The sequence below is a fragment of the Parabacteroides sp. AF48-14 genome (genome assembly GCF_003477465.1).
In the GTDB taxonomy this organism is placed as follows: domain Bacteria; phylum Bacteroidota; class Bacteroidia; order Bacteroidales; family Tannerellaceae; genus Parabacteroides; species Parabacteroides acidifaciens.
The window spans coordinates 57,375-72,101 of the sequence record NZ_QUDI01000006.1 but is presented as its reverse complement, the minus strand read 5'-3'; the positions used below and the strand labels follow the sequence as shown (position 1 = coordinate 72,101).

The 14,727-nt window shown below is 44.7% G+C and carries 7 protein-coding genes; all 7 read right to left on the bottom strand.

The features are described 5' to 3' along the window. Positions 1–36: 36 nt before the first annotated feature. The 7 genes from DW083_RS04330 to DW083_RS04305 all read right to left on the bottom strand — a co-directional run bounded on the left by DW083_RS04330 (position 37) and on the right by DW083_RS04305 (position 14,673). The gene (locus DW083_RS04330) at positions 37–2,955 is read right to left on the bottom strand and encodes a glycoside hydrolase family 2 TIM barrel-domain containing protein (RefSeq protein ID WP_122331558.1); all 2,919 of its coding nucleotides are present in this window, start codon (positions 2,953–2,955) and stop codon (positions 37–39) included. A gap of 13 nt (positions 2,956–2,968) precedes the next feature. Then, entirely contained in the window at positions 2,969–5,395 is a 2,427-nt protein-coding gene (locus DW083_RS04325) for a beta-galactosidase (protein WP_233551757.1), read from the bottom strand. A 178-nt stretch (positions 5,396–5,573) separates the two neighbouring features. Continuing rightward, positions 5,574–6,878 carry a family 43 glycosylhydrolase gene (locus tag DW083_RS04320; protein ID WP_122331556.1) on the bottom strand — a complete coding sequence of 435 codons (1,305 nt, stop codon included), beginning with the start codon at positions 6,876–6,878 and terminating at the stop codon, positions 5,574–5,576. A gap of 131 nt (positions 6,879–7,009) precedes the next feature. Beyond that, positions 7,010–9,139 carry a glycoside hydrolase family 2 TIM barrel-domain containing protein gene (locus DW083_RS04315; RefSeq protein WP_233551756.1) on the bottom strand — a complete coding sequence of 710 codons (2,130 nt, stop codon included), beginning with the start codon at positions 9,137–9,139 and terminating at the stop codon, positions 7,010–7,012. A gap of 11 nt (positions 9,140–9,150) precedes the next feature. After that, positions 9,151–9,528 carry a hypothetical protein gene (locus DW083_RS22570; RefSeq protein ID WP_233551755.1) on the bottom strand — a complete coding sequence of 126 codons (378 nt, stop codon included), beginning with the start codon at positions 9,526–9,528 and terminating at the stop codon, positions 9,151–9,153. A gap of 126 nt (positions 9,529–9,654) precedes the next feature. Then, the gene (locus tag DW083_RS04310) at positions 9,655–11,376 is read right to left on the bottom strand and encodes a RagB/SusD family nutrient uptake outer membrane protein (RefSeq protein WP_122331555.1); all 1,722 of its coding nucleotides are present in this window, start codon (positions 11,374–11,376) and stop codon (positions 9,655–9,657) included. 21 nt (positions 11,377–11,397) lie between these two features. Continuing rightward, on the bottom strand, positions 11,398–14,673 hold the full coding sequence (locus DW083_RS04305; protein WP_122331554.1) for a TonB-dependent receptor: 3,276 nt from the start codon (positions 14,671–14,673) through the stop codon (positions 11,398–11,400). Between the last annotated feature and the right edge of the window lie 54 nt (positions 14,674–14,727).

Below are 14,727 nucleotides of genomic sequence, written 5' to 3'. Positions count from 1 at the left end.
TCCTATCAAAAATGTTTTAATCTTCATCAGATATCCTTATTTATTAATTACTATTAGAGACATCTCACCCAAACCTGCACGCCCTTCGGAGACATCCTCGATGGTCAAACGGACATATTTCACTTCACGGTCAACAACCATCGGTTTGAATTCCCATCCTGTACATTCCCGCTCATACAACAATTCCCAATGCACACTGTCAGTGGATGTCTCCACCTTGTGTTTATAAGAAGAACTGTCTTTCTGAAAAAGGATACGGCTGGCAGCCACGTAAGTCGGACGTTCCAAAACCAATGTAATGACTTGCGGCAACTTATCCTCTCCTGCAATCCACCAGGTATGGTCGTCATTATCTATAATATTCGAAGCCGGATATCCGTTCTGGCTACTGCCGACCTGTACGGAAGCGATCTTCAAACGAGGTTTCTCCAGGATACGTTTCTGCCACAAGGTAGGTTTGATCACTACGTTATCTTCTTCCTTACCACCAAACAGGCCATGTTGTCCGTCCGCCACGTAAGCCCCTTTATACGGCTTCGTCACAATCTCCGCCTCACCTGCCGATAAACCTTTTGCTGTCGCTTTCACCGTTATCTTGCCGGCTTTCTTCGTCGTACGGACAAAAGCAAAGCCAACGCCACCTTCTACCTTCTGAGGATTTATTCCGATTCGGCGAATCGTATCTCCTATCAGCACACCTTCGCCGGACACCTGAATCATTATTTCCTGCCCGGAGTCATAAACCAGCGAGCCGTTCTTATCACAAACCTTGATATAAACAGGGATCATATCCGATCCATCGGCTATGGGGATAATACAGTCTGTCTTGATATCCACGACCAAACGATCCGCCTTTTCCGGCGTACTTACACGGTGCGTAGCCACGACTGCTCCTCCAACCAGAGCTTCGGCCTTCAGCTCGCCGGCCTCATACCCTCCGGCATTAAAGACAAAGACCGGGCTTCCCCCTTTTTCTACGACCGAACGGTATAGTGGCGTTCGTTCTTCCCGCGTCTGCGTCCCGATCAGCTTATCGTTACGATACAACCGGACTTCGTCACAATTGGAGAAAACCGTAATATCCGTGGTGGAAGAGGCTAAAGCTGCGGATGCATTATAGGAAGCGATAAAGACCATCGGCCCTTCATATAGCCCCGGTTGTGAGACGGATTTATCACGCATGCTTTGCAGCATATAGTAGCTGAATTTCGAACAACGGTTGATATCCACAACGCCGCTATACATGGTTTCATCCTGGCTACCTCGCGCATAATCGTTATAGCTCCAGACAAAATGTCCCCCCATATGCGGATTGGCATCCAACATACACCAATCGAAATATCCTCTACCGTTCAACTGTTCGATACGGCTACGGCATTGACGCATCTGCTCTTCCTCGTTTTCTTGTAGACTGACACGCGGCTTTTCGCCAACACCATCTCCCCATTCACGGGTAAACAGAGGCTTGACAGAGATAAAATCTTCCGGATAGTTACTCATCACATCCCCATCTTTCGGGAATTTGGAGGCCTGTTTATAAAAGACATCATAATAAGGTTCCATCTCTTCATGACCGAAATAATCACCAGCCGTGTACATCTGGTCACCCGGATATTCGGCATGCGAAAGGTCAAAGATCTCTTTCGCCAAAGATACCGGATAGCGAGACTCGTTCAAAGCCGTTTCCCAGAGCACGACAGACGGATGATTCCGGTCACGCCGGATCATCTGGCGCCCGACCTCATAAAGCCGCTTGATGAAGGTCGAATCCGGATTATAGAACTGCCAGCCCGGAATACATTCGACCACCAATAAACCGTATCGGTCGCACGCATCCAGAAAAGCGGGATCATTCGGATAATGGGCCGCACGAACAGCATTATAACCGCCGCGTTTCAGATCGATCACATCTCTCACCTGCATCGAGTTGGATGCGGCATCGCCGACATAGGCAAAAGCCTGATGACGATTTGCACCGCGCATATACAGTTTCTCTCCATTGATAAAGAAACCCTCTTCCGCAGTATAGCGAATCGTACGGATACCGATCTCACGAACTGTTTCGTCCAGCACTTTATTTTCAGACAGCAATTGGGTTTGCAACGTATAAAGATTGGGATCGTAGGGATGCCACAAGGCCGGTCGTTCAACAATCAAATCCTGTCCGACTGTCCAGGCAGACCGTCCAGGCAGATCAACAGGGGTCTTTATCTCCGACACGACACGGCCGGTAGAATCTTTCAACCTGGAAAGGACAGACAATGTTGCATCCTGGTCTGTCAAATTACGGATATGAGTTGCCACATGAGTCTTTGCTTTTTCTTTTGTCACTTCAGGAAACGTAACGAACTGCCCTCCGCCGGCAACCAGATCTTCCTGTAACGGATCTGTTACATAAATCTTATCCGTAATCTCCATCCGGACATCCCGGTAAATACCGCTGTAATAATAGAAATCCATCTTATCTTGCGGTTTCCCCGGAGGTGTCAAAGGATCGTATTCGGCAGAGACACGGACAGCCAGGACATTATTTCCCTCCCAGTCGATCCGGTCTGTAAGGTCTGATACGAATCCCATATAGCCGCCATGATGTTCCGTAATCTCTTGCCCGTTCAGATAAACAGTACAATTGGTCATAACTCCTTCGAAAGAAACGACTATCCGTTTATCTTTATACTTTTTAGGTAGTTTAAAATAACGACGATACCAACCGATCCCGTCATAAATGGAATTTCCTCCGCAATGTTTCGTTTCCAACTGCATGATATGCGGCAAAGCGACAGCCATCCACCCGGAATCATCCAACTCCCTCCGGCTACCATCCTTTACTTCTCCCCGGTAAAAAGCCCAGTCTGTATTCATATCCAGGACTTCCCGACCAGAGGAAGCAGAAGTGGGAGTACAAGCATAAGTTATAACAATAAGAACGAGAAAGGAAATAATTTTATAATTCATAACCTCTATCTATTTATTTATTATTTCTGACTTCAGCCGCATCAATGTAAGGAGCTATTTCCACAGCATTCAAAACTGCACCATTTTCAGTCTGACGTAAGCCCATTACTAATACGTTCTTTTCTTTCCCCCAATTTAACCAACATTCCGGTAGATAGTATTCACGTTGTGGACCAACTTCCCAATGACGACCGATATTATGTCCGTTCAACCACATATATCCATTGCCGGAGGCATGGATGCGAGCTAACCAAGGAATCCATACAGCAGTATTCTGTTTAGGAAGCTCGAATTCGATCCGATACCAAGTGAAAAGACCATCCGGCTCTCTTTTCGGTTGTACATTATTCCCCTTATGAGGTATTTCACAAATCGTATCCAATGTTACAGACTGCCAGCCTTCCGGTACAAATTGCGGCTGTATCCAACCTTTTGTCACACCTGCCATATCTGTAGCGCAATCCCATTGCAACGGATGGGTCAGAGCTGATTCAACAACAGAAAGACCTCCTTGACGGATACCGGCCAATTCCTCCATAGGGAAATAACCATGGGCATGTCCTAAATTTTCATACACTGCAATGATTTCATTATCTCCTTCTTTTAAAAGCCCGGTCACATCAAAACGGTTATCATATTCATCCGGCCGAATACGTTCAAAACAATCACGCGTAGTCCAACTTTGCGCATCTGCATGATCCGGGAACAAACGTTTGGCTTGTTTCCCATTTACCTGCACAGAAACGATATCGCGAGTAAACATATTAAATAACAGGTAACGCTCGTCCACAGCCTGCTTTGCTGCCAGTTGCACATGTGCCCGATACAAACTGTAACGGAAATCGTTTACCCCCAAATCGGACAAAGAGACCAAACGCGGCAATTGCATCCAATCAGCCTCGGTAAAGGCATCTTCCTTCTTTTGCACAGAAGCTATACGAACGGGAGCCGGCAAACGGGACGGACGTAACGGACGCATCTGTTCCTGCGGCCACCATTTTCCCTGCTTGGCAGACTTACCAGCCGGGATCACTAAAACGTTCGAGCCCAAAGCAGGCATGTCATAATCGACATCTATCGGATCGACTGTCATCATCTTGTCGCCGCCCGTTTCGGAAGCTGCAATCAGGACTTTTTCGCCATGCTGGTTGATATTATACATCGACTCGGTCGGACGATCCAGCTTACCGGGAATCAAGCGAGCTTTTCCTTTGACCGGATTCTTCGGGTCCGTATTGTGCAAAAAGACAAAACGGGTTCCATCGGCTGCCACCCGGACACCACCGAACAATGATTTCACTCCTCCTTCGACCTTGCAAGGGCCACCGGTCGAACGGACCAATTGAGGTTCAAAAGTTCGTATGAACTGTCCGATTGCCTTCGCTGCATAATACTTATCGCCCAATGCGCCATTTTCGCGGATCGCAGCATTGTAATCATAGCTGGTAGTCATACCACGCGCTCCCCATCCGGCAAAGTGGGTCCCGCCAAAAAACATATAATAGTTGATGCCGGTGGCTCCTCCCAACAATGACATCAGGCCTACAGCCTTAAAATGGCGTGCATCCGAATAATGGTCTTCGCTCAAACGTCCTGTCACCAAAGAGAACCATCCTCCTTGGAGTTCGGTCACGAATCCCGGCGCGTCCGGCTGTGCCTTTTTCAGGTTGCTCATACGATAAGCGCAATCAGGGGCGGAAGAAAGGCCAACATAATAATTGTCGCTATCGAACACTTGAGACAAATCCGGTTCCTGGCTGCTACGGCACTCATTCGTCAGACAAGTAAAGACAGGAATATCCAGCCCGCTCTTGCGGACAGAACTATAAAGGGCTTTCAACAATTTTCCCTTTCCGTCGCAGTCATGATGGTTGTATTCATTCTCGATTTGAATCAGGATGATCCCTTTATCGCCAACCGGCTTACGTGTGATCTGTTCATCTGCCACAGCTTTACAAACAGCATCGAACCAATGCTGCGCCCAGCGGATATGTCGATAATCCGCACTTCTCAACCAGAAACCCTCTACACTTTCCGGACGGAACTTGGCCAGCCAACGCGGATAACCGCCTCCCGAATACTCGGCACAAATAAAAGGCCCCGGACGGACGATCGTATAAAAACCGTATTCTTCCTGCGCCATCTTCAGCCATCGCTTCAGATCGGAAAAATCGAACCGGGTCGTATCATCCAGGCTAAGCGGCATGGTCCTTTCATGCCAGTTCCAGGGTACATAAGTCTCGACCGTATTAAATCCGGCCTCCTTGATCTGACGAAAACGATCTTTCCACAATTCCTCCGGACAACGGAAATAATGAAAGGCCGCACTATAAATTAACATATCCTTTCCTTCAATTGTCATGCACGAACCGTCATAGCGAACACGTTCCGGATGAACAAACTTCTTCTGTGCAAAAGACAATTGGCTAACAAAAACCATTAAAGCAAGCAATAAGCTTCTCGAGATATACTTCATATTTATCTATTAAAATTCATAACATTTCCACAATAAAGCGGTACATCAGTGAGTCTTCGTTCATTAGTGCTGCCCGGCATTTATCGCCAGGCAGCACTACAACGACACTAAAAGACTTGATAACAGATGCTTTTATTATATTTCATTTTTTCCTATTTTCAAATGTAAACCATTCCAGATTCATCAAATCCTGCCCGTTGGAAGCAGGCGACGCTGCTTTGAAGACCAACACTAAGGCTCGCTTGCCCGTAGCCGGCTTGATCTCAGTCTCATGTATAGCGTAAGCGACTTCTCCATCCATCGATGCCACTTCGCAGGTTCCTAACAGTTCACCTGCCGGATCATCCAGATGTATCTCAATCTTACCAGCTTGATTCTTCCCCCATGTCTTACATACGAAATGAGTGACCATTGACGCATCGAAATCATAATATTTCCAACAGGCACAATCACCATTCCGGATTTCAGACAGATACTCCACTGGAATATCATCAGCCGGACGACGTACAGCGACTGTCATATTACCCGACATCAGACAAGCCCTCGCTGCATCCATTCGCAATAGAGGAGAAATAGGCCCTCCGGCTCCTTGGGTGGTCATTTCGGCTTCCTGAATTGTTCCGTCCGGATTAAAGAAGATCGGTTCAAGACATACCTTCCGCATAGAAGTCCCTCCATGAGTAGGACGGTGATAGAAGATATACCATTGTCCATCTATTTCTATAATCGAACCATGATTATTCTCGACCCTCCGGTTACTATGCAGATTGTCGACGATAACACCTCGATAGGTATAGGGCCCAAAGGGAGATGTCGCCGTTGCATAGTTCAACGTAGCACAATTCGATTTGCCATGTCGTTGGTGGCCGGCATATATATAATAGTAAGTCCCGTTTATCTTACGCACAGAACTGGCTTCATTAAATGCATGTTCCTCATACGTCAGTAAACGTTCATGAACTTCCCCTTCGATGGACAACATATCTTTACTCAACTTCGCCCCTTTCGCATTTCCTTGTCCCCAAAACAGATAAGCCTGTCCGTCGTCATCAATAAAAACAGAAGGGTCTATTCCTGTGATACCTTTTATCGCCAGTCCGTTTTTAAACGGTCCGTAAGGAGAAGAAGAAACCGCTACCCCTTCGTTTTCACCATCGGCAGCCAGACAGTAATACAGATAATACAGCCCATCATGATATATGCAGTCCGGCGCATAAAGCACCTCTTCCGTATAATCGGTCTGCTTCCCGGCTCCCTGCGTCGCAAAAGAAAACTGTTCCACATCCCAATGAACCAGATCAGAAGAGGACATCACATGATAGGAATGGGAACACCAGGCCGTTCCCGGTTCATCCCGGGAACCATACAGATAAATCTTTCCATCCGGCATCAGCCTTACTTCCGGATCTGCAATATAAACCCCAGCCGGTACAATCGGATTAAGCATCCTGCCGTCGCAACGCCCGGATATTTTACTTCGTCTTGCAACTTTGCCTGTTTGGAAGTGCAACCGATGGACAAGATTGTGAAGGCAGACACACACAATAAATTAAATAACAAGACTTTATTCATGGTAACTTAATTTTCTATCATAATTTTCATTTCCGCCCTTTCCAGCCCTTTCGATTCAACAATCAGATGAAGCGGACCATTACAACCGAACCGGGCTTTTACAATCGCTAAATACAAACCATTAAAAGCTGGACGCGTGGTTTCCTGAAAAGGTATCAAACAAGTAGGATCGCCGTTATCCGTTGCAATAACTTCACCTGAACCTACTAATGTACATGATATGACATTTTCGGCAGTCGGCACTTCATTTCCATCTTTATCGGTCAAAGAAACCTTTACAAACACCAAATCCTCACCATCCGCCTTAATGGATGTTTTATCCGGTGTCAGTTTTAATTTAACCGCTTCTCCTGTCGTTCTCACTACTGTTTCAGCCCATTTCTGATTTTGTTTGTAAGCGACAGCCTTCAATTCGCCCGGTTTATAAATAACATCATCCCACCGTAAGCGATACTCGTAAGGTAGCTTCTTTTTCTTTCCTAACGATTTCCCATTCAAAAACAGTTCTGCCTCATCACCGGATGTATAAACAAAAACAGGTGTCACCTCTCCCATCCTATCTGGAAAATTCCAATGCGGTAAAATGTGTACCATCGGTAAATCCGGTAACCAACGGGACTGATACAAATAATAACGATCTTTCGGGAAACCGGCTAAATCCACAATTCCAAAATAGCTACTTCTGGAAGTCGGACGATTCTTTTCTATTTTTTCCAAGGCTTCTTTTTCCTGTGCCATCTGCTCACGGTTCAGAGCTTCCGCATGATTCAACAGAACACTGGCATCACTGTTAAACGGGGTCGGCTCGCCCAAATAATCAAAGCCGGTCCAGACAAATTCGCCGCAGATGGCGGGATATTTATCCAAAGCTGCAAATTCCCAGTCGGGCAGTCCTCCCCATCCGGGTTCCGTCAAATCATAAGAAGAGACATGATGTTTACGCGGGAAATATTCACCACGCGAGCTCATCGTCGAACTTGATTCACTCGAATAGCCCGAAAGGTGCTCATGTCCTTCTTTATTCAAAAACTTACCATAAAAATCAGGTCCGCCATACACGCCCGCCGCATAATTCATTCCATGTACATCCACTTGCAACTCCGTCCCATTCATTGCCGACTTACTGGGATAAGATGCTCCGAATGTCACCGGACGAGTATGATCGAAACGATGTACCACCTCCGTTAGATGACGGGCAACGCCTTTCTCCGGTTCATATTGTTCATGCACTTCATTGCCGGTACTCCACATGATGACCGACGGATGGTTGCGATCCCGGCAAACCAACGTCTCTATATCTTTTTCATGCCATTTATCGAAAAGAGCACTATAATCATTCTTTTTCTTCCCGACCGTCCAACAATCAAAAAGTTCATCCATCACAAGAAACCCCATTTTGTCTGCCAACTCCAACAATTCCGGTGCAGGAGGATTGTGGGAGGTACGCAACGCATTACAACCAAAACTCTTTAAAATCCGCAACTGGCGTTCCAACGCAACCTTGTTTATCGCAGCCCCTAATGCCCCCAAATCATGGTGGTTACACGTTCCATTGATCTGTACACGTTTCCCGTTCAGCAAAAAGCCATTATCATGTGTAAAAAGGATAGTGCGAAAGCCAAAAGGTGTATCATACACATCCACCAATTTGTTTTTATCGTACACCGAAACACATGCCAAATAACGATGAGTATGTTCCAAATCCCATCTTTTGGGTGATTTCACACGCAAAGAAACCGAGTCCGCCACAGAGGATCCGGCATCCAAAAACATCGAACGTTTGGTTGTCGAAGCCACTTTTTCACCGATGACATCATTCGCATCCAATTCATAAATATCAACAGTATATTGCCCTTTTACCGCATATTGCCTGTTATTTTCCACCTCCACATGAACGAATGCCGTAGCATAAGTATCCGTAATTTCAGGAGTCGTCACGAAAACACCCCAATGCGCCACATGGACCGGTTCGGTTTTTACCAAACGAACATGCCGATAGATACCGGCTCCCGGATACCAACGCGAACCGAACTTTTCCGTATCTAATCGTACAGCCACAACATTATCCGCTCCATACAGAACATACGGCGTCAAATCTACCTGAAAAGAGCTGTAACCAAAAGGACGTTCCCCCACTTTCTTTCCATTCAGCCAAACCTCGCATTCGCCATCGCTCCGTCAAAGTCCAGATAAAACATCTTCTTTTTATCTTTGGCTGACACTGTAAAATGTTTCCGATACCAACCGATTCCCTGCCAAGGCAATTTTCCGGTATATCCGTCCAAATCAATACGGAAAGGCCCTTCAATTGCCCAATCGTGCGGAATATCCAACTTCCGCCAGCTCGTATCGTCAACCTCGTACGCTTCAAGCGAATCCGGTTCAGGCAAACGTGTTCCATCTGCCTGCAAACCAAACCGTGCAAAACGCCAGTCCCTATCAAAATTCGATACGTTCCGTTGCCCCCAAGCTGATAATCCGAGCAAATTCAGATATGCAATTACCAAAAAAAATCCGCACTTCATCTTTCTCTTTTTTATACTTGTTATACGCATAAATACATTCTCTTTCAAGTAAAAAAATATAGCTTTTATCCCTGTATATGTCACAGGACTAAAAGCTATATCTTTTACATGAGACACATCAAACAATTAATGCAACCACCATTTATCCTCTTGTTGCTTAATGTTTTCGTTTTGGTCGATAGAAGCTTGAGGAATAGGCCAGAAATAACGGCCTTCACCCTCTGCCCAAATACGTTCTTCGAAAACAAGCGGATTGTCGTGTTTCTGAGTTTCAGGATTCCAACGTTTCCATCCATAAGCAGGTCCATTGAGTACTTTGGGTGCAATACCCCAACGTATAATATCGTAGTAACGCAATCCTTCAAAAGCTGTTTCTACACGACGTTCATGACGCACTTTGGCAATCATATCGCTTTGACTGGTCACAGCTGGATATTCGGGCATTTCGGCACGATTACGGATATCGTTAATGAGACTCAAGGCTTCGCCTAAGTTTTCGTTTAACTCGATCAATGCTTCAGCCCTCATCAACAGAACATCAGCATAACGGAAGATCGTTATATTTTTATGACCTATCCAACGATCAGGTTCCTCCCCTTCCAGGTCAGTCCACTTGGTCAACAAAAAACCGGTACTTACAGGTTCTTTACCAATGTAATCGCGGCTATTGGGATCTTCTACGCCATAATGTGAGTCAACTTTACCGCCTTTAATCCATTCCCATCCCGGATGAATAATAGTTGATTTCAAACGAGGGTCACGGAATTCGTATTCGCCATAACTCAACATACCCGCTTGGTCCAGAGCAGCACGTTCGGCAGCGTGAGGACAATTCAACGCTTCACATTGATCGTAGGGGTGACCTTCGATACATTCGTATTCATCGACAATATTCTGCAAAGGAAGCAATCCCTTCCAACCACAATATACAGATGAAGGATAAGATAGATTGTTATTCAAGCTGTGAGTCTTCAAAGAAGGGAAGTATTGACGTTCAAAAATCACTTCGTTGTTGTTTCCATCTGCTTGAGGCCGGAACAATTCTTCGTAACTATGCTTTTTGGGATCGCCATCGTAGGCACGGTATAAACCATAACGACCACCGTCTATAATAGCTTGAGTAGCTGTCAACACTCTTTTATAAAGATTATCCGTCGATTCCTTACTATTCTTCAAGAAGCTAATATATTTTGATTTAGCAGCTTCATGCAAAGAGACACGAGCAATCATAGCATTTACCACATCCTCGGTAACACGGCCTGATTCAAAATTGGGAGCTTTCTTAATGTCTACTAAACATTCTTCCAGTTCATTAATCACAAATTCGTATACATCGGCACGAGGAGCACGAGTCAGTGCACGCGACTCGTCTACAGTCAATACTTTATCCACCAAAGGTATATCCCCAAAGAAGAAAAGCATGTCATAGTAGTTCAATGCACGGATGAAACGTACTTCGGCACGCATATGTGCATATTGTTCCGGAGTGACATAATCTTTAGACAATTCCAAACCATGAAGCACATAGTTCATCTGAGCAATGGATTTGTATTTCCATTCGTCTTCCAGACCACGAGAGGTGGGGCGTAAATCACCATTGGCAAAATGTTCTAACCCCCACCAAGTCGAGTTATCGGACCAAGCGTCACGAAAAGCGATGATGTTATCGCCATCACCTTGGTAAGCATAATCATAACATCCGTCTACCATCATTTGGGTTTGCTTGGCGTCTTTCCACCAGGCATCTTCTGTAATTTGATCCAACGGAGGTGTTGTCAGGAAGTCGTCGCATCCTGTTAAGGCAACAGTACAAAGCGTTGCCATCATGATATGTTTTAAAGTTTTCATTACAATATCTTTTTTATTCAATTAAAACTGTAGATTTAAACCAAATGAGTACGTTCTGGACAACGGATACGTAAACGCATCAAGTGTTTCAGGGTCGTATCCGGGAGTAAAGTTACTGATGGTAAACAAGTTGTTTGCCGAGAAGTATAGACGGATATTTGATAATCCTGTTTTCTTCAACAAATCGTTCGAGAAATTATAACCAACCTGTAAGTTCTTCAAACGTAGATAACCTGCATTGATCATCCAAAAATCGGATGTCAGATGGTTGAATCCTAATGAGCTTGTAGCTTCCAATAGACGAGGATATTTAGCGTCACGATTGTCTTCAGACCAATAGTCTAACTGATGCTCGAAGGCCGGACCTTTACCTTGGTCCGATAAAGGACGAATGCTGGGACCATTCAATATATAGTTACGTTTACCAACTCCTTGCATGAAGATACTAAAGTCAAATCCTTTCCATGCACCATTCAGCGTGATACCAAACAAGTAGTGAGGATCACGGTCACCAAGAACCACACGGTCGTCAGCATCAATCACACCATCATTGTTCTGGTCTTTGTACTTCACATCGCCCGGCTTGGCATAACGGCGGCTGTATACGGCAGAACTTTCAACTTCTTCCGGAGTTTGAAACAAACCTAAAGCTTCATAACCGTAGTAAGAGTTCATGGCAAGACCTTCAGCTGTATAACCATCTTTCCAAGGACTCGTTCCACCTAAGTCTTTTACTTCATTCTTATTATTAGACAAGTTAGCCTGTACACCATATCTGAAGTCACCAATCTTATCATTCCAACTCAATTCTAATTCCCAACCTTTGTTTTGCACCTCACCAATATTGACATTAGGTTTACCAAAACCATATTCCAAAGGTACGGGAAGACCAATCAAGATGTCTTTTGTATTCTTAAGATAGTAGTCGAAAGTCACACCCAAACGGTTATCCAACATACGGGCATCGAAGCCAAAGTCTAACATAGAAGTCTTTTCCCAACCCAAATCAGTGTTTCCCAGTCCACTTAAATAAGCCGACAAAATGTATTGATTGCCCAAAGCCGCGTTTCCAAAGCCAATAGTAGAGTAGCTCGGATAAAGACCAATACCGGTAGTAGCACCTGTCAACCCCCAAGAAGCACGAATTTTCAAATCATCCAAATAGTTTCGTGTTTTTTCCATAAAACTTTCAGCGCTGATACGCCACGCTGCCGATACAGAGGGGAAGGTAGACCAACGCTGGCCGCTCGCCAAACGTGAAGAACCATCCGAACGCATCTTCAATGAAAGTAAGTACTTACTTGCATAGTCGTAGTTTAAGCTACCTATGAAAGAAGCAATTGCCCAGTGAGTAGCCGAACCATCGTTTGACCAGTTCTCTTTCGACCCGCCATCGAGCACATGGATAAGATCGGTAGGGAATCCGTCGCGATAAGCACCCACGTGATCCCACTTTTCATTTTCTTGTTGATATCCGGCCAAGACGTCAAAGTTGTGTTCACCAAATTTCTTCTGATAAGTAAGCAAAGCCTGTAAGTTATAGTATTGGTTAAAGTCACGTCCTTCGTCCAAAGCATTTTGACCCATATAAGTTACCTCCTGGCTGTCATAATCAGTATAACCTACCTGACGGTAGAAGGTAGTCGATTTTCCAAACTTAAAGTTCACGTTGGCAATACCTTGGAACTTCAAGGCATCCCAAATGTCGTACGTCACCTTAAAAGTACCCGATGCATCGTGAGTGTCATTCAAATTGTGACCTCTTTGGTGCAGGTCAGCCATAGGGTTGACTACCGATTTGGGATTCATAGCATAGCTACCATCAGTATTATAAGCTATATCGGTGGGGTTCATTTTATACACATCGATAATGAGACCATCCATACCATCCACTTCGTCTTTTTGTCTCAAGATGTAACGCATATCGAATGACAAGTTCAACTTTTTAGTAAGTCGAGCATCAACGTTTGAGCGAACATTATATACTTTGTGCTGTGATTCAGGTAGCGCGCCAGTTTGATAATCTAATCCAGCACTCAAGAAATACTTCACATTCTCAGCACCACCGGTAGCCGAAATAGAGTGGCGAGTGGTGATACTGTTTTCGAACATCAAATCCACCCAGTCGGTATTACCATAATGATTAAGATCGGATCCATCAGCATATTTACGTATTTGTTCTTCACTATAATATTGATTTTTACCGTCTTCCGGCTTTAAATTGTACATAGCTTCATTACGCATACGAGCGTATTTTTCCGAACTAACCATCTTAGGCATTTCAGTTGGAGTGTTTACACCTACGTAACCATTATAACGAAAAACAGGCTTGCCTGCTTTACCACGCTTGGTAGTAACCAATATGACACCATTTGCTGCACGCGAACCGTATACAGCAGCCGAAGCAGCATCTTTCAAAACGGATACACTCTCAATATCTTCTACGTTCAAGTAGTTAAAATTCTCAACATCAGTAGGAATACCATCGACTAACAACATGGGTGAAGTTTTATCATCTGAATTCAATGATGTAGCACCACGCAACTGCATACTTGAGGCTTTGCCCGGACGACCGGACTGAACAATAGACAAACCCGGTACTTGACCTTGCAATGCATCAGCCACAGAACTAACAGGGCGATTTTCCAAAACATCAGCCTTAACAGAAGTTACCGCATTAGTCAAGTTACCTCTCTTTACAGTACCATAACCTACTACTACCACTTCGTCCAACGCTTGCATATCTTCGCGCAATGTTATATTGATTACGCTCTCCTTACCTACTTTCACCACCTGTTCATTAAAACCGATATAAGAAATCTGCAAGCTGCTTCCCGGTGCGACCGTCAATGTGTATTTACCATCCATATCCGTCATCATTCCGTTGGTTGTTCCTTTCTCTACTACATTCGCACCAATAACCGGTTCGCCGTTTTCGTCCTTTACGATACCGCTTACCGTTTTCTTATTCTGTTGAACACCGGAAACTGAAGCTGACTCTGTAGAAAGAATAATTTTTTTATCCACCACCGAATAGCGCACATTCGTCCCCGAAAAGACCGTTTCCAACACCTTGAAGATATCACTCTTCTTCGTATTCACAGAAACCCGGCGATTCAAATCGACATGTTTCGTATTGAAAAAGAACGAAAAATCCGACTGGTTTTCAATTTCATCCAAAACTGATTGGACAGTTTGATTCTGTATATTCAAACTGACAGTGGCTTTTTGAGCATAGCTGTTCGTGGCTTGAACCAAGCTGATCGAACAGAATAGTAAGAAGATGTATAACTTCATAACTCTTGGAATTTTGTTTAAGGTAAACCAAAGCGACTCTGGTACCCAAAACAG